This is a genomic window from Pseudomonas sp. AC172, from assembly GCF_979258595.1.
On sequence record NZ_OZ409868.1, the window covers coordinates 4,088,679 to 4,106,908 of the forward strand.

The 18,230-nt window shown below is 56.7% G+C and carries 21 protein-coding genes and 1 tRNA gene; 14 read left to right on the plus strand and 8 right to left on the minus strand.

Annotated elements, in window-relative coordinates:
• Window positions 1-4 precede the first annotated feature (4 nt).
• Window positions 5-1,069 carry a tRNA preQ1(34) S-adenosylmethionine ribosyltransferase-isomerase QueA gene (queA, locus tag ACZ0A4_RS18325; protein ID WP_463575880.1) on the minus strand — a complete coding sequence of 355 codons (1,065 nt, stop codon included), beginning with the start codon at window positions 1,067-1,069 and terminating at the stop codon, window positions 5-7.
• Window positions 1,070-1,176: 107 nt separating this feature from the next.
• Between queA and ACZ0A4_RS18330 the strand changes: the two genes are divergently transcribed.
• From ACZ0A4_RS18330 to ACZ0A4_RS18345, 4 genes are all read left to right on the plus strand, one after another.
• A tRNA-Leu gene (locus ACZ0A4_RS18330) sits at window positions 1,177-1,261 on the plus strand.
• Between the two features lie 104 nt (window positions 1,262-1,365).
• Window positions 1,366-2,460, plus strand: a complete 1,095-nt coding sequence (locus ACZ0A4_RS18335) for a GTP pyrophosphokinase (RefSeq protein WP_463575881.1) — start codon at window positions 1,366-1,368, stop codon at window positions 2,458-2,460.
• Window positions 2,461-2,821: 361 nt separating this feature from the next.
• A complete protein-coding gene (locus ACZ0A4_RS18340; protein WP_463575882.1) occupies window positions 2,822-3,538 on the plus strand; it encodes a hypothetical protein in 717 nt (238 codons plus the stop codon).
• 422 nt (window positions 3,539-3,960) lie between these two features.
• Entirely contained in the window at window positions 3,961-4,161 is a 201-nt protein-coding gene (locus tag ACZ0A4_RS18345; RefSeq protein ID WP_025211987.1) for a KTSC domain-containing protein, read from the plus strand.
• 289 nt (window positions 4,162-4,450) lie between these two features.
• Here the strand turns inward: ACZ0A4_RS18345 and ACZ0A4_RS18350 are convergent, their stop codons facing one another.
• Window positions 4,451-4,711 (minus strand): DUF6429 family protein, encoded by a 261-nt coding sequence (locus ACZ0A4_RS18350; protein ID WP_463575883.1) that lies wholly within the window; start codon window positions 4,709-4,711, stop codon window positions 4,451-4,453.
• A 254-nt stretch (window positions 4,712-4,965) separates the two neighbouring features.
• Here ACZ0A4_RS18350 and ACZ0A4_RS18355 point away from each other — a divergent pair, with 254 nt between their 5' ends.
• The gene (locus tag ACZ0A4_RS18355; protein WP_463555621.1) at window positions 4,966-5,295 is read left to right on the plus strand and encodes a hypothetical protein; all 330 of its coding nucleotides are present in this window, start codon (window positions 4,966-4,968) and stop codon (window positions 5,293-5,295) included.
• Window positions 5,296-5,307: 12 nt separating this feature from the next.
• Here the strand turns inward: ACZ0A4_RS18355 and ACZ0A4_RS18360 are convergent, their stop codons facing one another.
• On the minus strand, window positions 5,308-5,676 hold the full coding sequence (locus tag ACZ0A4_RS18360; RefSeq protein ID WP_034156100.1) for a PH domain-containing protein: 369 nt from the start codon (window positions 5,674-5,676) through the stop codon (window positions 5,308-5,310).
• Between the two features lie 45 nt (window positions 5,677-5,721).
• Window positions 5,722-5,979, minus strand: coding sequence for a hypothetical protein (locus ACZ0A4_RS18365; protein WP_463575884.1), 258 nt, complete (start codon window positions 5,977-5,979; stop codon window positions 5,722-5,724).
• Between the two features lie 170 nt (window positions 5,980-6,149).
• Between ACZ0A4_RS18365 and ACZ0A4_RS18370 the strand changes: the two genes are divergently transcribed.
• The 5 genes from ACZ0A4_RS18370 to ACZ0A4_RS18390 all read left to right on the plus strand — a co-directional run bounded on the left by ACZ0A4_RS18370 (window position 6,150) and on the right by ACZ0A4_RS18390 (window position 10,090).
• Window positions 6,150-6,509 (plus strand): hypothetical protein, encoded by a 360-nt coding sequence (locus ACZ0A4_RS18370; protein WP_463577591.1) that lies wholly within the window; start codon window positions 6,150-6,152, stop codon window positions 6,507-6,509.
• A gap of 116 nt (window positions 6,510-6,625) precedes the next feature.
• Window positions 6,626-7,363, plus strand: coding sequence for a hypothetical protein (locus tag ACZ0A4_RS18375; protein WP_463575886.1), 738 nt, complete (start codon window positions 6,626-6,628; stop codon window positions 7,361-7,363).
• 72 nt (window positions 7,364-7,435) lie between these two features.
• On the plus strand, window positions 7,436-9,355 hold the full coding sequence (locus ACZ0A4_RS18380; RefSeq protein ID WP_463575887.1) for an alkaline phosphatase D family protein: 1,920 nt from the start codon (window positions 7,436-7,438) through the stop codon (window positions 9,353-9,355).
• A 229-nt stretch (window positions 9,356-9,584) separates the two neighbouring features.
• Window positions 9,585-9,839, plus strand: a complete 255-nt coding sequence (locus ACZ0A4_RS18385; protein WP_086791676.1) for a type II toxin-antitoxin system prevent-host-death family antitoxin — start codon at window positions 9,585-9,587, stop codon at window positions 9,837-9,839.
• Window positions 9,836-10,090: a Txe/YoeB family addiction module toxin gene (locus tag ACZ0A4_RS18390; RefSeq protein ID WP_108226058.1), complete on the plus strand. Its 255-nt coding sequence runs from the start codon at window positions 9,836-9,838 to the stop codon at window positions 10,088-10,090. Before ACZ0A4_RS18385 ends, ACZ0A4_RS18390 begins: the two co-directional genes overlap by 4 nt.
• On the opposite strand, the gene ACZ0A4_RS18395 is transcribed toward ACZ0A4_RS18390, so the two are convergent.
• Window positions 10,068-11,249, minus strand: coding sequence for an acetylornithine/succinylornithine family transaminase (locus tag ACZ0A4_RS18395; protein ID WP_463575888.1), 1,182 nt, complete (start codon window positions 11,247-11,249; stop codon window positions 10,068-10,070). The genes ACZ0A4_RS18390 and ACZ0A4_RS18395 overlap by 23 nt on opposite strands.
• 102 nt (window positions 11,250-11,351) lie before the next feature.
• Between ACZ0A4_RS18395 and ACZ0A4_RS18400 the strand changes: the two genes are divergently transcribed.
• Together ACZ0A4_RS18400 and ACZ0A4_RS18405 are read left to right on the plus strand one after the other, a co-directional pair.
• The gene (locus ACZ0A4_RS18400) at window positions 11,352-12,254 is read left to right on the plus strand and encodes a LysR family transcriptional regulator (RefSeq protein ID WP_463575889.1); all 903 of its coding nucleotides are present in this window, start codon (window positions 11,352-11,354) and stop codon (window positions 12,252-12,254) included.
• A 38-nt stretch (window positions 12,255-12,292) separates the two neighbouring features.
• A complete protein-coding gene (locus tag ACZ0A4_RS18405; RefSeq protein ID WP_463575890.1) occupies window positions 12,293-12,697 on the plus strand; it encodes a GNAT family N-acetyltransferase in 405 nt (134 codons plus the stop codon).
• Between the two features lie 10 nt (window positions 12,698-12,707).
• Here the strand turns inward: ACZ0A4_RS18405 and msrA are convergent, their stop codons facing one another.
• The 3 genes from msrA to msrB are packed head-to-tail and all read right to left on the minus strand — an operon-like array spanning window position 12,708 to window position 15,792.
• Entirely contained in the window at window positions 12,708-13,406 is a 699-nt protein-coding gene (gene msrA / locus ACZ0A4_RS18410) for a peptide-methionine (S)-S-oxide reductase MsrA (RefSeq protein WP_463575892.1), read from the minus strand.
• A 15-nt stretch (window positions 13,407-13,421) separates the two neighbouring features.
• Complete coding sequence (locus ACZ0A4_RS18415; protein WP_463575893.1) at window positions 13,422-15,230, minus strand: cytochrome c biogenesis protein DipZ; 1,809 nt, start codon at window positions 15,228-15,230, stop codon at window positions 13,422-13,424.
• Between the two features lie 43 nt (window positions 15,231-15,273).
• Window positions 15,274-15,792, minus strand: a complete 519-nt coding sequence (gene msrB / locus ACZ0A4_RS18420; protein WP_463575894.1) for a peptide-methionine (R)-S-oxide reductase MsrB — start codon at window positions 15,790-15,792, stop codon at window positions 15,274-15,276.
• Between the two features lie 151 nt (window positions 15,793-15,943).
• On the opposite strand from msrB, the gene ACZ0A4_RS18425 reads away from it, so the two are divergent.
• Together ACZ0A4_RS18425 and ACZ0A4_RS18430 are read left to right on the plus strand one after the other, a co-directional pair.
• Complete coding sequence (locus tag ACZ0A4_RS18425) at window positions 15,944-16,654, plus strand: response regulator transcription factor (RefSeq protein ID WP_141130057.1); 711 nt, start codon at window positions 15,944-15,946, stop codon at window positions 16,652-16,654.
• Entirely contained in the window at window positions 16,651-18,168 is a 1,518-nt protein-coding gene (locus tag ACZ0A4_RS18430) for a sensor histidine kinase (protein ID WP_463575895.1), read from the plus strand. Before ACZ0A4_RS18425 ends, ACZ0A4_RS18430 begins: the two co-directional genes overlap by 4 nt.
• Window positions 18,169-18,230 lie beyond the last annotated feature (62 nt).

Below are 18,230 nucleotides of genomic sequence, written 5' to 3' on the forward strand. Positions count from 1 at the left end.
CGACTCATTCTGTTTCCTCTGGGCCGGTTTTTTTAGGGGCAGTAGGGGCGGGATTACGGGTGATGAACATCGCATCACCGTAGCTGAAAAAGCGGTAACCGTTGTCGACGGCGGCCTTGTAGGCGGCCATGGTCTCGGGATAACCGGCAAATGCCGAAACCAGCATCAACAGCGTCGATTCCGGCAAATGGAAATTGGTCACCAGGGCATCGACCACATGGAACGGCCGGCCCGGGAAGATAAAGATATCGGTGTCGCCACTGAACGGCTTCAGCACGCCATCGCGTGCGGCACTTTCCAGCGAACGCACGCTGGTGGTACCCACCGCAATCACCCGACCACCGCGCGCACGGCACGCAGCGACCGCATCGACCACGTCCTGGCCGACTTCCAGCCACTCGGTGTGCATGTGGTGATCTTCAAGCTTCTCGACGCGCACCGGCTGGAACGTCCCCGCGCCCACGTGCAACGTGACAAACGTGGTCTCGACGCCCTTGGCGGCAATCGCTTCCATCAGCGACTGATCGAAATGCAGCCCGGCGGTCGGCGCCGCCACCGCGCCCAGACGCTCGGCGTACACGGTCTGATAACGCTCGCGATCCGAGCCTTCGTCCGGGCGGTCTATATAAGGAGGCAACGGCATGTGCCCTACGCGATCGAGCAGCGGCAGCACTTCTTCAGCGAAGCCCAGCTCGAACAACGCATCGTGACGCGCAAGCATTTCGGCTTCGCCACCGCCGTCGATAAGGATCTTTGAACCTGGCTTCGGCGACTTGCTGGAGCGTACATGGGCCAGCACGCGATGCGTATCGAGTACCCGCTCAACGAGGATTTCCAGCTTGCCGCCGGACGCTTTCTGCCCGAACAGCCGCGCCGGAATCACCCGGGTATTGTTGAACACCATCAAATCGCCCGGGCGCAAATGCTCAAGCAAATCAGTGAATTGACGGTGTGCAAGGGCGCCGCTCGGCCCGTCAAGGGTCAGCAGGCGACTACCGCGACGCTCGGCCAAAGGGTGGCGGGCGATCAGCGAATCAGGGAGCTCGAAAGTAAAGTCAGCAACGCGCATGATGGGGTTCGTCTAGCAGGGCCGGAAAGTCTAGCGGAAATATTGAAAATTCTCTATGTAGCTGATTGACCGACGGTAATCTCATCTCTATACTTCGCCGCCATTGAGCCCTGATGGCGGAATTGGTAGACGCGGCGGATTCAAAATCCGTTTTCGAAAGGAGTGGGAGTTCGAGTCTCCCTCGGGGCACCAAAATTAAGAAAGGTCTTGCTTAGCAAGGCCTTTTTTTACGCCTGGCGTAAAGGTGGCGTAACGAGCACGCCCCTGTCCGTCTCCAGCTAAAAAGGAATGCGATCTTGGCAAGGAAGAAGCCCCTGTCCGCTTCATCAGGCGAAAAGAAAGGTACGCCCCCACCTTCGAACCACGCCGATGACATATGGGCGAACAACACAGCCGTCATCAAGAAATTTTTGGATGCGAGGCCAGAATTCGAACAGCTTTGCGCCGAAGTAGAATACATTCTGCGAAAAAAGGTGTCGGCAGCTTCAATCGAGACATCTTTTCTGGGATCTCGAGCTAAGACTCTTAATAGTTTTCTCGAAAAACTAACTCGCAAGAACTACACAGACCCTTTCAACCAGCTAGATGACCTGGCAGGCGTCCGAGTAGTTTGCCTCTACAATAACGACATTCGAAAAGTTATTAACATAATTCGTACCGAGTTCGATATTGTCGAAGAAATTGACAAGCGAGAAGAATTAGATACTAATAAATTTGGTTACATAGGCAATCACTTTATAGTCAGGCTAAGTGAAAAATATTCGGGCGCAAGGTATGACGACCTACGAGACTTGAGATGTGAAATTCAAGTTCGCACCGTTGTACAGGATGCTTGGTCAATCATCCAACACCATATGGTTTACAAAAAAGAATCGCAAGTCCCCTCAAACTTAATTAGAAAGCTTAACGGATTAGCAGGTTTATTTGAGACCGTAGACGACCAGTTTGAATTTATCAGATTGCAGCGCGACGCCTACTTAGACGGTGTTCGAGAAAGTAAAAATGTTACGAACGAATTTCTAGAGAACGAACTGAACTACGACAGCCTTGCTGAGTTCGTACACTGGCGCTTTGATGAAGAAATCGAAGAAGACGATAGAAACATGATGTCGACAATACTCGATGCTTTGAACGACATCGGAGTTTCTACTTTAAAAGACATCGATGCCCTTCTCAGGGAAAACGAAAAGTTTACGCAACTTACGATTGACTCTTATGAAGCAGTCACAGAGCGCGAGTTACCAGAAAGCGAAATCTTCCCTGTTTGGCCTCCGCTCAAGATCGCAATAGCGGTATCTGCGAACCACGAATGGCGCAGTAAATTTCCTTGGGGAGGCTTCTGGAAAGAAGCTATCGCTACAGCGGACAGTCAAATGGAAGCTTTAAGGTAGTTTCCGCCATTTTCCTTAGGCGCAGACAACGAAGCCGCCCAATAGAGAGCATGGTTTTCTTGGAGCCTATGGATATCTCAGGGACAGACCACATTTTGAAAACGTGGTCTGTCCCTGAGGGATTCCTCAACACAAATGGCCATCATTACCGATGCGTTAACGATGACCTTTTTTCAGCAGAATTCTTTCGATTTCAATGGCTGAAATTTCAGTAACTTTGAAAACCTTCCACTAACGAATTCCCGCGGGTTTTTGACCCCGTATACTCCGGATATCTCCAGGGTCCCCGGAAAATTTTCGCTCGCAAGGCAAGGTTGCAATGACGTAATTTATTACCTCCCTACACTGACGGATCGACATCATGAGATTGCCTATGTCTTGCCACGAATGCTGCTTCAGCACTGAGCCTCAAGACATACCCTACCCGACCTATGTCGAGTTTAGAGATGACAGCCTCTATGAGTTCACCTGTGAGAAGGGGCATAAAAACCTTACGATTCTGCAACAACAAAAATTTGAGCTTCTATTTCAAATTGGAGCCTATGCAATTTTAGACGGTTACTACAGCGAGGCCGTTGCATCCTTCACTTCCAGCCTAGAGCGCTTTTATGAGTTTTTCATAAAGGCAAAACTCCTTGAGGAAGGACATACAGTGGAAACTCTAGATGCGACATGGAAGACGGTATCTTCGCAATCCGAGCGACAGCTAGGAGCATACATTTTCCTCTATACCCAATCCTTCAAGAAAGCACCACCAATCTTACCATCGGGTAAAGTGACGTTTCGTAATGAAGTGGTGCACAAAGGGAAAATACCTACACGTGATGAGGCATTGTCTTACGGACAAGCAGTATTGGATATCATCAGACCAGCTACGGAAATGACCGCGACATCCTTTCCAAATGGAGTCCAGACTTCTACTATAAATCACATCATGAAAAGCGCTCCAAACGAAGGTGCTGGCACTTCTAGCATGCCAACAATAGTGAATATTTTATCTGCTAAAGAGAGTTCTCCTCAGAAGTCTTTAATCGAAGAGATTGAAGGTCTAAAATGGTGGCGATCCAAATGGAATTAATTGATCAAGGAGTTTCGTAAACCTCTTAAACTTCCCCCAAGAACATCAAAAATTAAGAATCAAACAACCTGCACTAACTCAAAAGAAAGGCGTATAGAGTACCGAGGTGCAACTCAGTCCCCCACCGTCAAATCTTCATACCGGCAGCGAGGACAAACGTCAGCACTCTCAAGCGCCCGCCCCCTCAGTCATAGCACGCACCAGACCGATACGACAAGATTTCACCGGTAGGTGGGAACACAAACACTCCTGAATCCTGACATGTATCCCAAGTTTTGCCGTCGCTTCTGAAACACAATGGATACAGGCATCTAAAGATCGAGTTCAAATACCCCCGGCTGAACAGGCCGAATGGATATTGTGAGCTACGATGTTCAGTGATGCTGACATATCGGTTAGCTCGCCCATGAAAGGACGTCCCAATGGAAATGGTTCGCGTGAACTCAAGTGCGATCACAGCTGTAGGTTACGACCCGGCGACCAACCGAATGAAGATCACTTTCAAGCAAGGAAAAACGTACGACTTTTGCCGCGTACCATTGAACGTCTATCAGGGGCTGATTAACGCACCTTCAAAAGGGGGCTACTTCGACCGAGTAATAAAGGATCGTTACCAATGCTGAACGAGCCGCAGGTACCCGGCGACTCAGTGGAAGAGTGACTGAATGGTTTGCATGGAATCCCTGAAGCTCTTCATACTGCCCACAGCAATGGTGAGCATGTATCCCTACATGGATCCCTAGAAAGCAAACCTCTCTGGAGGCATTGAGTTTCTGGAACACTACAGTCTGCTTCGGGCTCCAAGATTAAGAAAGGTCTTGCTTAGCAAGGCCTTTTTTTCGTCTGCAATAAAGTGGATGCGCAATGCAGAACGCTCACCACTGCGCGGGCCGCAGGTGACATAGCACGGACTCAGGTGTCGGAGTCGTTTACAGGCTCAGCCTGAGCACCTCCCCCAAACAATCGCGCCGCTATCAGCCGACCTCGCTCCAGCCCCTCCTCCGTCAACCAGACCGACTTGTTCCTGCTCACCGGGTTACTGATGAAACCCTGCTCATGCAATCGGTTCATGATCTCGAAATCGAATCCTTTCCAGGCATTGCCGTCGTCGGAACTGAGCGCTGCCAACAGGGCAAGCACGGCGTCTTCCATCAGTTTGTCGTCGTATTCCATGGTCGGCACTCCATTCGTATCCAACAGTTAACGTCGAGTGTATGAAGGTTCACCATAATACTCGCCGGCCTCCGATGGAAATACCGCTCAATCCCGTGAAGGCTATTGATCGGCGTCAGTGTGACCGGCCTCGCCTTTTGGCTGCACTTGCAGATCCCTCTCCGTATAATCACGCGCCCACCGCATCTTGCACCTAACGGTGGTTGCATCCAGGTATCAACTCTCACACTGATGGACGTCGCTAAAGGCCCCCCATGGAAACGTCACTGGAAACAGTCGCCCTTTTCTCCCTCAAACTCGCTTACGAGGAAGAAGGCCTTAGCCCGATCCTGCGGGACGACATGGTCATGGGTGATTACCAGAAAGACATTTTCGAACTATTGGTGCGGCGCGGGGATGTCGAGACCATTCAGTTCAAGATGAATGAATGCCTGGGCTTGGCGATGAATGCCTTGGGCGGTGTCGAGAAACCGCTGGGGCGCGAGTTGCAGAAGTTGTCCGCTGAGTTCAGCGAGGCGCGTTCGCTGGAGCAGCTGGATCAGCCGCTCCTCGCGCTTAAGGGTTACTTGAAAGACATCTTGTAATGGGCTGAGCCGTTACAGCAGATGCTTCGAGATGTACTTGGAAATCTCCACCATCGACGTCTTCCCGGTGAATTCGAACTTCACTTTCCCCAGTGACGAGAAGTAAATCTCCAGCTCCGAGTCCAGATCGAAGGTGCCCGAGGTTTCCACGGAGTACGCGACGATGTTCTTGTACGGCAAGGAGGTGAAATCCTTCTTGCTGCCCGTAATGCCCTGAACGTTGACCGCGATGATGCGTTTGTTGGTAAACACCACGCCGTCACGCATGGCCTTGTAAGAGTCGATCACTTCCTCGCCGTCGAGCAACAGCGCGCTTACGCGTTCGGCGTACTCATCGTTTTGCTTGAGTTTGAAGAAGCCTTTGTTGTTGAAGTCGATCATCTGTCCATCCTCATCTTCAAGAAAACATCCCGGTATTTCTTTGGTTCAACGGCGGGCTTTCAGCACGCGGATATCGGTCGGAAAACCATCGGCACCGACAAGCTTTTTCCAGCCCAGATATTGAAACTCGCCCTTCTCATCAATGTAATCGCCCTTCTCCACTGATCGACCGCCAACCACCGCGACGCGTTTCACTTCGCCGCATCCGCCATCCGAAGGCCTGACGGTGTAGATCACATACGGCTTCACGTATTGCGTGGCGCGGAAGTATTGACCGCAGATTTCGTCGACAGTGGTCAACATGGTTGTCGGGCGTGCCTCGCCATCGATTTTTTCGTCCAGTTTGAGGAAGGAGATGTCGCCTGCGTCGGGCGGTGGCGCGACGCTACTATTTTGCTATCTTGCCGTCCACTGCCAGTAACGAGGTCGCCAGCGCCTCGATGGAGTCAATTTTCAGAGGGAGAAACACCTTGATGGCCGTGTTGTACTTTTTCGTCTGGGCAGCCGTTTGGGCTTGGGTCGTGCAGACCCGTGGTGCCTGGAACCTGATCCTCGCCAACCTTGCGGGTGCCGCCAGCGGCTTTATCGTAGCGATGATTTTTTCGGTGATCTGTTCAGGCCTTTTCCCGTCGCACGTACCTCCTGCACCTGAGAACCTGGCCAGTAGCGTGTTGCAAATAATCACCACGTTCGGCGTGCTGGCGGGCGTCTGGATGTGGCTGGTCAGGCGTCCTCAGCCCGAGCATCCGTTGGCGCGGCAACTTTTCGCTGGCATCTGTGGCTTGGCTGCGGGTGTGACGACGCTGGCGTTTTTCGAGCTCAATTTTCACTGAGCGCCGCTATCGCCACTGGCATTACACGCCTGTTTTGTTATCTTGCCGCCCATCGTCAGCGTTCACTGTGGGCGTGCGTTGATTTCAGGGTTTTGAAGGTTTAAGGAAAGGATCAAATGGAGTTTCTGCGTTTTCTGGCGATTGTTGCGGTTTGGGGGGTCATGTGGCGCTGGGTGGTGCAGAACCGCGGCAGCTGGAATGTTTTCTACGGCAACATCGTTGGCGCAGCGGGCGGTTTCATTGTCGCGATGGTGGTGCTGTCGATCACGTTGTCGTTGTTTCCGTCGTCGCATGACTACGAGCCGGCGCAGGCTGAAAACACGCAAGTCACCGAGTCGACCTCTCTATTGCCTGAAGCCGAGGCAGTCACACCCGCCGCCGAGCTGAAAGACGCGCCGGCTTTTGCTGCCATCGAGCCGGATGACAAGCCCTCTCCCGCCGATTCCGCACTGTTGCCGAACTACGCCAGTCGGGCACCGAAATCCATCGGGCTACAGACCGTGCTGGATCAAAGCGACTATCAGGGTCGCATGGCCCTGGCAGCGCTGAACAAGAAATTGCGCGGCGACGCACAGGCCGACAAATCGATGATCGCGTATGTCATGTGCAGCCCGTTTGTGACCAGCACGTTGCGCTTTCCCGCTTCGGCGCGTTTTGCTGACAGCAAAGCGCTGGTCAGCCACCGCTTCAAGGATCAGGTCTACACCTTCAACAACACCGTCACCGCGCGCAACATGAACGGCGACGATGTTGCCTACCGTTTCGATTGTTCCGTGCAAGAGCAGCCGCGAGTTGACGCGCTGCCTGCGCAATGGCGTTTGTTGGCGCTGAAAGTGCAAAAAGCCGACTCTTAAGGCTGATTTAAGGGTTCGAGGCGCCGGCTGCGCTATCATCGCCGGCCTGTGCGCCTTGAGCTTTGCCCTCCGATGTCCCGACACCTCGCTGATCCCTCTTCGTTGCCTGCCGTGTTGGCCGGCCCACTGCTGCGCCGGCTGGAGCCGAAGCGGTTGGTGCTGTGGTTGATCGGTACGCGCCAGCTGTCGCTGACATTGCGCCTGCAAGGTGTAGGAGACATTCCTCTCGACGCGGAGAAATGCACGGTCATTCCCGTAGGTCGTCAGGCGTTTGTTCACCTCATTGATGTTTCTCTCGATAGCGCCCTGCCCTGCGATACGCGTATCGACTATGACCTGCTGATCGACAATGCAGAGGGCATCGCCGACTGGGCGGCGCATCTGCTGTATGGCGATGCAACCAGTCCGAACTTCGTCCTGCGCTCGCGGATCGATCAACTGCTGCACGGCTCCTGCCGCAAACCGCATCACCCGGCGACGGATGGTTTGCTTTGCGTCGATCAACTGTTGGCGACGGAAACCGATCCGCAACAACGCCCCGCCCTGTTGATGATGAGCGGCGACCAGGTCTACGCCGACGACGTGGCTGGCCCGATGCTGCGGGCGATTCATGCCCTGATCGAACGTCTTGGCCTGTTCGACGAACACCTCGAAGGCGCCGTGGTCAGCGACAGCGCCAAGCTCTATGAACACCCGGCCAGTTACTACCACCGTGCGGATTTGTTACCGGCGCTGGAGAGCAACGAGACATTGCGCGAGCGATTTTTCGGCGGTGCGCGTAAGCCGATTTTCACCAGCAGCAGTGCTGATAATCATCTGGTGACGTTCGCCGAAGTCATGGCGATGTATCTGCTGGTGTGGTCGCCGACCGCCTGGTCGCTGATCGATCCGCAAGCACCCGAGTTAACGCCCGAACGCCTCAAGCGCTATGCCCTCGAACAGACTCGCATCGATGCCTTCAAGGCCGGATTGGGCAAGGTCGCCAGAGCGCTGGCGCATCTGCCGAGCCTGATGATTTTCGATGATCACGACATCACCGATGACTGGAACCTGTCCGCGCAATGGGAGGAAACGGCCTACGGCCATCCGTTCTCCAAACGCATCATCGGCAATGCGTTGATCGCCTACATGTTGTGTCAGGGCTGGGGCAACAATCCCGATGCGTTCAAGGATGTGCTGGCTAAAACCCTGGGGCTGAGCGCCAGTGGCAATGACCAGTATCTCGACAGCCCGGTGCAGGACGACTTGATCGATGAGTTGCTGCGCTTTCAACATTGGCATTTTGTGCTGCCAACCAGCCCAGCGCTGGTGGTCATCGATACCCGCACCCGACGCTGGCGTAGTGAAATGGCGCTCAAGCAGCCCTCGGGCCTGCTCGATTGGGAGGCGCTAAGCGAACTGCAACAGGAACTGCTCGATCACCCGTCGGCGATCATCGTGTCACCGGCGCCGATCTTCGGCGTGAAGCTGATTGAAACCGTGCAGAAGGTCTTCAGTTGGTGCGGTTATCCGCTGCTGGTCGACGCGGAAAACTGGATGGCCCATCGCGGTGCGGCGCAGGTGATCCTGAACATTTTCCGCCATTCACGCACTCCCGGTAACTACGTGGTTCTGTCCGGCGACGTGCATTATTCCTTCGTCTACGAAGTGCTTATCCGACACCGCAAGGCCGGTCCACGAATCTGGCAGATCACCAGCAGCGGCATCAAAAACGAATTTCCGAAAACCCTGCTGGAATGGTTCGACCGCCTCAACCGCTGGCTCTACTCGCCGCGTTCACCGTTGAACTGGTTTACCAAACGCCGGCGCATGCGCATCGTGCCGTATACGCCTGAACATGCTGAGGCAGGTGAACGCTTGTGGAATTCGGCGGGGATCGGTCAGGTGTTTTTCAATGAGCAGGGGCAGCCGCGGGAGATCATTCAGCACAATTCGAATGGCAAGGCGAAGACACGGATGCTGGCGCCGGATCTGGCGGATTATCCGGACTAGCCATAGTTTTTTCCTACACCGGGAGCGCCGGATGCCGACAACGCGGCGGTTTCTCACTGCCCGAGACCGTGGACAAGGATTACAACCTTCTCAGAAACGTCTCCAGAGTTCTTAAGTGATACTGAGCGTGCTTGCAGCAAGCCCTTCTGCGAAACAACCACTGATAGGTATCACCTTGTCATCATGTACTCATTTCTGTACGTTCTTTGCTACTAGCGAGGACTACTTCATGCAAACCATCAACTACACCACCGCCCGTGCGCATTTGGCCGAAACGATGGATCGCGTTAACGAAGACCGTGCCCCCCTTCTGGTCACACGCCAAAAAGGTGAGCCCGTCGTGATGATGTCTCTGGCTGAGTACAACGCACTCGAAGAAACAGCCTACCTGCTGCGCTCTCCGGCCAATGCCGAGCGGTTGATCAAATCGATTGGCGAAATGCGTGCCGGCAAAGCCAAAGTCAGGCAATTGATCGAAGAATGAAAATCGAGTTCACGCCATCAGGCTGGGAAGACTATTTGTGGTTTCAACAGAACGATAAGGCCGGACTCAAACGTATCAATCTGTTGATCAAAGCAATCCAGCGCGAACCGTTTGAAGGTATCGGCAAACCTGAGCCGCTCAAACACAACATGAGCGGCTTTTGGTCAAGACGAGTATCGGGTGAGCATCGTTTGGTCTACAGCATTGAAGGTGGTGAGATTTGCGTTATTAGCTGCAAATATCACTACTGACGATGTGCCCCACACCTCTGACAATCATCTCCACCTCCCGCTCATCAATCGTCAACGGTGGCAGCAGCCGTATCGTCTTGCCCCGCGTGACGTTGATCAACAGTCCATGATCCCGCGCCGCGATCAGGGTCAGATCACGCACTGGTTGTTTCAGCTCGATACCGATCATCAGGCCCTGACCACGAATCGCCAGCACATTGGGATTGTCCGCCAGCTCTGCACGCAGACGAGTTAGTAGCCGTTCCCCCAGAATCCGGGCGTTTTCCAGCAGGCCCTGTTCTTCGATGATATCCAGCACCGTGCAACCGACCCGGCACGCCAGCGGATTGCCGCCGAAGGTACTGCCATGGCTGCCGGGCGTGAACAGATCCGCCGCCCTGCCCCGCGCCAGGCAAGCGCCGATCGGCACGCCATTACCCAGTCCTTTGGCCAAAGTCATGACATCCGGGACGATGCCTTCATGTTGAAACGCAAACCAGCGCCCGGTGCGACCGATACCGGTCTGAATTTCATCGAGCATCAATAACCACGCATGGCGATTGCACAGTTCGCGCAGGGCTTTCAGGTAACCGGGCGGCGCCAGCTGCACACCGCTTTCGCCCTGGATTGGCTCGACCAGAATCGCCACGATCCGCTCGCCATGCTTTTGCTGCACCTGTTCCAGCGTCGCGAGATCACCGAACGGCACTTTGAGGAAATCCCCCGGCAATTCGTTGAAACCCAGGCGCACTGCCGGGCCATCGCTGGCCGACAAGGTGCCGAGTGTGCGGCCATGGAACGCGTTGGCCATGACCACCACCAGCGGCTGTTCTATACCTTTGCGCCAGCCGTACAAACGCGCGAGTTTCAGCGCTGTTTCATTGGCTTCAGCGCCGGAATTGTTGAAGAACGCACGCTCCATGCCCGACAGCTCAGTCAGCCGTTTGGCCAGTTGTTGCTGCCAGTCGATGCTGTACAGATTCGACGTGTGCAGCAGCAATCCTGCCTGCTCGCTGATCGCCGAAACAATCCGCGGGTGCGAGTGGCCGACATTGGTCACCGCGACACCGGCCACCGCATCCAGATACTCGCGACCGGCCTGATCCCACAGGCGAGTGCCCAGGCCCTTGGTGAAACTCAGGGCCAGTGGTTGGTAGGTGTTCATCAGGGCGGCGGTCATGACTTCAAACTCCAGTGCAGGTCGGTGTGCTGGCAGTATGGTTAGCCACCGAAACTGGATAAACTCGGAAAAACTTCATTCATTTAAAAGCAGGGCTTGATAATGGACCTGTTCCAGTCGATGAGCGTGTACGTCAAAGTCGTCGAAGCCGGGAGCATGACGGCGGCCGCGTTGCAGTGCGACATGTCGACGACCATGGTTGGCAATCACCTGCGCGCGCTGGAACAACGGCTCGGTGTGCAGCTGTTGCAGCGAACGACTCGACGGCAGCGGCTGACTGAATTTGGCAGCGTCTACTACCAGCGTTGTCTGGACGTCTTGGGACTGGTGGCCGACTCCGAACGCTTGGCGGAACAGGCACTCGATGAGCCGCGCGGCCTGCTGCGCATTACCGCGCCACTGACGTTTGGCGTAGAACGCCTGGCGCCGGCGCTCAGCGAATTTTCCCTGCAATATCCACAGGTCAAAATGGATGTGGTGCTGACCAACAGCCGTCCAGACTTGCTGGAAAGTGGTCTTGATGTGGCGTTCCGACTAGGGCATTTCGAGGAGTCGAATCTGATTGCCCGCCCTCTGATCGATTACACACTGACCGTCTGCGCCTCCCCGCAATACGTGGCCCGGCGCGGCATGCCGCAAACCCCTGAAGACCTGCAGCAACACGACTGCCTGTCGTTCGCCTACCCTGCCGGCGACGATTGGCAGTCGGTGGAGAAACGCTGGCGCCTCAGCGGCCCGGACGGGGAAATTCTCGTCGACGTCAGCGGACCGATGCTGATGAACACTTCCGCCGGGTTGCACCAGGCCGCGCGCACCGGCATGGGCATCGTGATGCTGCCCGATGCGCTGGTGGAACAGGATTTGCGCGACGGCAAACTGGTGACCGTCGTCCCCGACTATCAACCGCCCAGCCGCCCCCTGCATTTGCTTTATGCGCCGGATCGCTATCGTTTGCCGAAGCTGCGCCGCTTCGTCGAATTTGCGATGCAGACGTGGGGCAGATAATGATATCGAGCGACAACCGACAAGGAGTCGAACCGTAGATGAATAACAATCTGACCGTACGCGACCTTCTGCCTGACGAGGTGGAGCCGGTACGACTGTTCCTCGGCCAAAACGGCTGGGCTCACCGAACCGGTTCCAGCGAGCATTTCGCGCAACTCATCAAAAACTCTCAACGCACGGTGATTGCCCTGCACGACACACAGGTCGTCGGCTTCGCCCGAGGCATCAGCGATGGTTTGTGCAACGGCTATCTTTCGATGGTCGTGGTCGATGGTCAGCATCGGCGCGCAGGCATTGGCCGCAGACTGGTTAAACATGTCATGGGCGATAACCCCGACATCACCTGGATGCTACGTGCCGGACGAGAAGGCGCCGAGGCATTTTTTTCCAGCCTGGGTTTCGAGGCGTCAGTGATTGCCATGGAGCGACCGAGGCTCAAATAACGAGCCTTGATCAAGACCCGTCCTTCACCAACACCGGTTTCTCCTGATAACGCTGGGCAAACACCTGCTTCAGATTCGCCACCTTCGGCATGTCGTTGATCACGATGTAGGGATAGCTCGGATGCTCGGTCAGGAAGTCCTGGTGATAGTCCTCCGCCGGGTAAAAGCCGTTGTAGCTTTCCAGCTTGGTGACGATAGGTTTGTTGAAGGCATGGGCCGCATCAAGTTGCGCGATGTAAGCCTGCGCGATCTTCTGCTGATCAGCGTTGACCGGGAACAGCGCCGAGCGATATTGCGAGCCGCTGTCCGGCCCCTGGCGGTTGAGTTCGGTTGGGTTGTGCGCTACCGAGAAGTAGATCTGCAACAGGCTGCCGTAGCTGACCTGCGTCGGGTCGAAGGTCACCTGAACGGACTCTGCGTGGCCGGTATCGCCTTCGCTGACTCGTTCATATTGCGCCGTATCGGCCGCGCCTCCGGCATAACCGGAAACCGCTTTCTGCACGCCTTTGACGTGTTGGAAAACACCCTGCACGCCCCAGAAACAGCCACCGGCAAACACCGCAGTTTCGCTGTGTGCCTGCGTGATTTCATCAAGGGTTGGAGGCGGAATCACGACCGCGTCTTCGCCCCCCAAAGAAAACGCTGAAACCTGGCCAATCACGCCGGCCACCGCGACTCCCAACAACACACGACGCCATGTAATCTTCATTTCAATGACTCCTGATCAGCCGAAGGTAAAGGCGTAGGCCGATACGCCCGGGTCAAGAAATTCGATGCTGAAGGTTCGATCCTTCACGACATCGGTCTGGCGCACCAACTGGTACAGGCGCTGCTCGGTGACGCGGCCCGAACCGTCGGGGGCGACGTCGACACCGTGGGCATCTGCCGGCGCCTGACCGTCGATCAACACCTTGAAGCGAACGGGTTTGCCGTCCGCGCCCGGTCCCAGTACCAAATGCAGATCGCGGGCATGAAAGCGATAAACGATACGGCTGGCAGAGGCGCCGGCGGTCGCGCGCTCCGCCCCGACGTTCCATTGGCCGCCGAGGCTCCAGTCATTCAAAGCGAGACGGGGCGGTGGGGTATAAGCCGCGACCTTGTCAGGCACCAGGCTGGTGTCGGGTACGAAATGTTCCGCACGCTGGTAGCCGACATAGGTTTCCGGCGACAGCACCTGATTCATGTCGGGCGCCTGCTGCACACCCTTGGCGTCGGCATTGATCAAGCCGTCCGCCACGGTTTTTGCGCCGGCTTCACGCAACAGTTGTTGTATGACGCGTTCCGACTCGGCGTAGTCCCCTTCACCGAAATGGTGGTAACGAATGCGTCCCTGGGCGTCAGCAAAATAATGCGCTGGCCAGTATTCGTTGTTGAAGGCGCGCCAGATCTTGTAGTCGTTATCGATGGCCACCGGATAATTGATGCCCAATTCCTTCATGGCTTTGGTGACATTGCCCTCATCACGTTCGAAGGCGAATTCCGGCGCGTGTACACCTATCACCACCAGGCCCTGATCGCGATACTTCTCGGCCCACGCTTTGATGTAAGGCAGGGTGCGCAGGCAGTTGATGCAGGAGTAAGTCCAGAAATCCACCAGCACTACTTTGCCTTTCAAAGCCTGGGCATCCAGCGGCGCTGAGTTGAGCCATTGCACCGCGCCATCAAGCGGCGGCAACTGGCCTTCGACCGGTAAAGTGCCTGACGTTTTGGCGGCCATTTTCATCGCACCGCCAGCAGCCATCATGCTGCCGTTCGCAGCGCCTTCCTCAGCAGGAATCTGCGCCATCATCGTGGCGTTGGCGTTGGCAGATTTGCCCGACAGCTTGCCGACCAGTGCCTGCTCCAGCCCACCGGTGGACGCCGTTGATAACCGTGCGAGAACCCCGGTATCGAGCCCCAGTGCAATGGCCGCGACACCGGCCAACATCAACGCGCCGAGGCCACGACGAATCCACTCACCGGTGCCGATCGAGCGCTTCATCAGCGCAAAAACCTTACCGCCCAACAGCAGCGCCGCAGCCAGCGAGGTGGCGGCACCCGCCGCGTAGGCGAGCAACAACAGCGTGGTGGCGATGCTTGCCCCTTGCAGCGCGGCACCGGTCAGAATCAGCCCCAGGATCGGCCCGGCGCACGGCGCCCAGAGCAGCCCCGTGGCGACCCCGATCAGAAACGAAGCGCCGGGACGCGGACGATTGTCCTGCCCGGCGGCCTCCGACAGACGACTGCCGGCCGACACCAGCGGCCGGGTCAGACGCTCGGCCACACGCGGCAGCAGCAAGGTCAGCCCGAACAGGGCAACGAACAGCAACGCGAGCCAGCGCCCGTACTGATTGACTTGCACCACCCAACCGCCGCCCACCGCCGCCAACGAGGCGACGAGCGCAAAGGTCACCGCCATCCCCGCCAGCAGCGGCAAGCCACTTTTGATAAACGGCTGCCCGGTGCGAGCGAAGACAAAAGGCAGCACCGGCAGGATGCACGGACTGACGATCGTCAGCACACCACCGAGATAAGCGAGAACCAAGAGCCACATAAATTCGTCCTGTCTGAAGTGAAGATCGCGAGCGGGTCATGACTCAAGCCGCCTCGGCTTTGAAGGTCATCGCCAGGCCGTTCATGCAGTAGCGCAGGCCGGTGGGCCTGGGACCGTCATCGAAGACATGGCCCAGATGACCGCCGCAGCGGCGACAGTGAACTTCGTCGCGGGACATGCCGAACGAACGTTCCTGACGCGTCGCCACCGCGTGTTCCAGCGGCGCCCAGAAACTCGGCCAACCGGTACGGCTGTCGAACTTGGTCGCGGATGAAAACAACGCCAGATCACAGCCGGCACAGGCAAACGTGCCAGTGCGATGTTCATCGTTGAGTGCGCTGGTATAGGCCCGTTCGGTGCCTTCCTCACGCAGGATCTGATACTGCTCGTCGCTTAGAATCGAGTGCCATTCAGTGTCGCTGTGAATGACTTCGAACGCCTCGTCCGCGTGTGCCTCGCCGATCACTGCCGTGGCAGTCGACAATTTTGGCAATACACCCGCCACCAGGGCTGCAACCCCCAGCCCGCCGCCCGCTAACAGAATCTGTCGCCGTGAAAACATGGCCGTCTCCAAAAATTCCAGATGCCCTTCATGGAACACAGCCTAGGCTTGGATTGATCGCCAAATCCTCACGGGGAGTTAACGAATTCGTGATAACTCGCCCGGAGGAAAACCCGCACAATGCGCTTATCGCGCCGAAGGACAGAGCTCCATGGAACAGACCAAACGCATCCTTGTGGTCGAGGATGACCAACACATCGCCGACCTGATTTGCCTGCATCTGCGGGATGAACAATTCGAGGTCACACACAGCGCCGACGGCGACGAAGGCATGCGCCTGCTGCAACAAGGTCACTGGGATGCACTGATCCTCGACCTGATGCTGCCGGGCGTCGACGGTCTGGAAATCTGCCGCCGCGCCCGCGCGATGGCCCGTTACACGCCGATCATCATCACCAGCGCCCGCTCCAGTGAATTGCACCGCATCCTTGGTCTGGAACTGGGTGCCGACGATTACCTCGCCAAACCGTTTTCGATGCTGGAGCTGGTGGCTCGGGTCAAAGCCTTGCTACGCCGAGTCGACGCGATGGCGCGCAATCTGAAAATGGATGCCGGCAGCTTGAGTCTCGATGGCCTGACTATCGATCCGATCACCCGCGAAGTCAGCCTCGACGCCCAAAGGCTGGACCTCACGCCTCGCGAGTTCGATCTGCTGTACTTCTTCGCCCGCCAACCGGGCAAAGTGTTCTCGCGCATGGATCTGCTGAACGCCGTCTGGGGTTACAGCCACGAAGGTTACGAACACACGGTCAACACCCACATCAATCGCCTGCGGGCGAAGATCGAAAAGGATCCGGCACAGCCAGCGCGAATCCTCACCGTGTGGGGCCGTGGTTATAAATTTGGTACCGAGCAGCCATGAAACTGACCCTGACGCAGCGCCTGTCCGTGGTATTTGCCGTGCTGCTGTTGGTGTGCTGCGGCACATCGGCATGGCTGCAGGTGCGCTCCAGTCACATGCATGAGCTGGAAGTGGTGCAAGGCCTGTCGCGAGATCTGGCGCAGCACATCGCCCACGACACGGTGCTGATGGACAGCAACGGTTTGATGCCCGGCGCTGTGCGTGAACTGTTCAGCCAACTGATGCTGGTCAACCCGAGCGTCGAGGTGTACCTGCTAGACACCGAGGGACGGATTGCCGGAAGTGCTGCGCCCGAAGGGCGGATACGCCGCCAGCAGGTTGATCTGGCGCCGATTCGTCAACTCCTCGACGATCAGCCGCTGCCGATCCTCGGCGATGACCCGCGCAGCGTCGATGGGCGCAAGGTATTCAGCGCCGCACCACTGCAGGTCAACGGTAAAGCTGTCGGTTATCTATATGTGGTGCTGCTCAGCGAAGCGCACGACCGCTTCGCCGAACGCGGCGCGACCAGTGCGGCACTCAACACCGCGCTGTTGTCGATCGGACTGGTCGCGTTGCTGTGCCTGGTTGCCGGCCTCACTGCGTTCAATCTAATTACCCGGCCATTGCGGCGACTCACCGAAACCGTCAGCCGCTTCGACATCGACGGGGCGGCGCCACCTCGACCCGTCACGGCACCTGTGGATAAAACCGCTGACCCGGATGAAATCGCCGTTCTCGATGCCGCCTTCCGGCAAATGCAGAATCGTCTCGGCGAACAGTGGCGCTCCCTGACCCGTCAGGATCAGGAGCGTCGCGAGCTGGTGGCGAACATTTCTCATGACCTGCGCACGCCGATGGCTTCGCTGCACGGTTATCTGGAAACCTTGTCGCTCAAAGACGCCACGCTATCCCCGGAGGAGCGGCGCCGCTACCTCGGCATCGCCCTGGACCAGAGCAGAAAGGTCGGCGGTCTGGCGCAGTCACTGCTGGAACTGGTGCGACTGGAACACGGATTCGTGCAACCGGTGCTGGAGCGTTTTTCGCTGATCGATCTGGTGCAGGATATCTTCCAGAAATTCGAACTGACGGCCGAAGCGCGGCAAGTCGAACTCAAGGCCCATTTCGTGCCGAACCTGCCAACGGTCTGCGCCGACCTCGGGTTGATCGAACGGGTGCTGACCAACCTTGTGGACAATGCTTTACGGCATACACCTCTGGGCGGCGAGATCGAGTTCGATCTGACACCTCACGGTGCCTTGGTTGATGTCACGATCAGTGACACCGGTCCCGGCATCGCTCCGGAGTTGCGCGAAGGTTTGTTCCTGCGCCCGTTCAATATCGGTGGCGCGCGGCGTGACGGAGGGCTGGGCCTGCGCATCGTGCACCGCATCCTGCAATTACATGGCCGTGAGATTGAGTTGCTCGACGTCAGCGGGCGCGGTGCGACATTCCGTTTTTCGCTGCCAACGGATCAGCAAACAGCCGAACAATGGATGATGCGTTCAATGAATTTGAACAGCCCCGGCAAATAGTTGAGACCGCCGGCCCGTTGATCCGTGACAACGCCGCCGCGCTCCCCTAAATTAGTCGGCCT

Coding starts and splice junctions, on each gene's coding strand:
- queA (WP_463575880.1), bottom strand. CDS start 1,069: ATGCGCGTTGCTGACTTTACTTTCGAGCTCCCTGATTCGCTGATCGCC.
- ACZ0A4_RS18340 (WP_463575882.1), top strand. CDS start 2,822: ATGAGATTGCCTATGTCTTGCCACGAATGCTGCTTCAGCACTGAGCCT.
- ACZ0A4_RS18345 (WP_025211987.1), top strand. CDS start 3,961: ATGGAAATGGTTCGCGTGAACTCAAGTGCGATCACAGCTGTAGGTTAC.
- ACZ0A4_RS18350 (WP_463575883.1), bottom strand. CDS start 4,711: ATGGAATACGACGACAAACTGATGGAAGACGCCGTGCTTGCCCTGTTG.
- ACZ0A4_RS18355 (WP_463555621.1), top strand. CDS start 4,966: ATGGAAACGTCACTGGAAACAGTCGCCCTTTTCTCCCTCAAACTCGCT.
- ACZ0A4_RS18360 (WP_034156100.1), bottom strand. CDS start 5,676: ATGATCGACTTCAACAACAAAGGCTTCTTCAAACTCAAGCAAAACGAT.
- ACZ0A4_RS18365 (WP_463575884.1), bottom strand. CDS start 5,979: ATGTTGACCACTGTCGACGAAATCTGCGGTCAATACTTCCGCGCCACG.
- ACZ0A4_RS18370 (WP_463577591.1), top strand. CDS start 6,150: ATGGCCGTGTTGTACTTTTTCGTCTGGGCAGCCGTTTGGGCTTGGGTC.
- ACZ0A4_RS18375 (WP_463575886.1), top strand. CDS start 6,626: ATGGAGTTTCTGCGTTTTCTGGCGATTGTTGCGGTTTGGGGGGTCATG.
- ACZ0A4_RS18380 (WP_463575887.1), top strand. CDS start 7,436: ATGTCCCGACACCTCGCTGATCCCTCTTCGTTGCCTGCCGTGTTGGCC.
- ACZ0A4_RS18385 (WP_086791676.1), top strand. CDS start 9,585: ATGCAAACCATCAACTACACCACCGCCCGTGCGCATTTGGCCGAAACG.
- ACZ0A4_RS18390 (WP_108226058.1), top strand. CDS start 9,836: ATGAAAATCGAGTTCACGCCATCAGGCTGGGAAGACTATTTGTGGTTT.
- ACZ0A4_RS18395 (WP_463575888.1), bottom strand. CDS start 11,249: ATGACCGCCGCCCTGATGAACACCTACCAACCACTGGCCCTGAGTTTC.
- ACZ0A4_RS18400 (WP_463575889.1), top strand. CDS start 11,352: ATGGACCTGTTCCAGTCGATGAGCGTGTACGTCAAAGTCGTCGAAGCC.
- ACZ0A4_RS18405 (WP_463575890.1), top strand. CDS start 12,293: ATGAATAACAATCTGACCGTACGCGACCTTCTGCCTGACGAGGTGGAG.
- msrA (WP_463575892.1), bottom strand. CDS start 13,406: ATGAAGATTACATGGCGTCGTGTGTTGTTGGGAGTCGCGGTGGCCGGC.
- ACZ0A4_RS18415 (WP_463575893.1), bottom strand. CDS start 15,230: ATGTGGCTCTTGGTTCTCGCTTATCTCGGTGGTGTGCTGACGATCGTC.
- msrB (WP_463575894.1), bottom strand. CDS start 15,792: ATGTTTTCACGGCGACAGATTCTGTTAGCGGGCGGCGGGCTGGGGGTT.
- ACZ0A4_RS18425 (WP_141130057.1), top strand. CDS start 15,944: ATGGAACAGACCAAACGCATCCTTGTGGTCGAGGATGACCAACACATC.
- ACZ0A4_RS18430 (WP_463575895.1), top strand. CDS start 16,651: ATGAAACTGACCCTGACGCAGCGCCTGTCCGTGGTATTTGCCGTGCTG.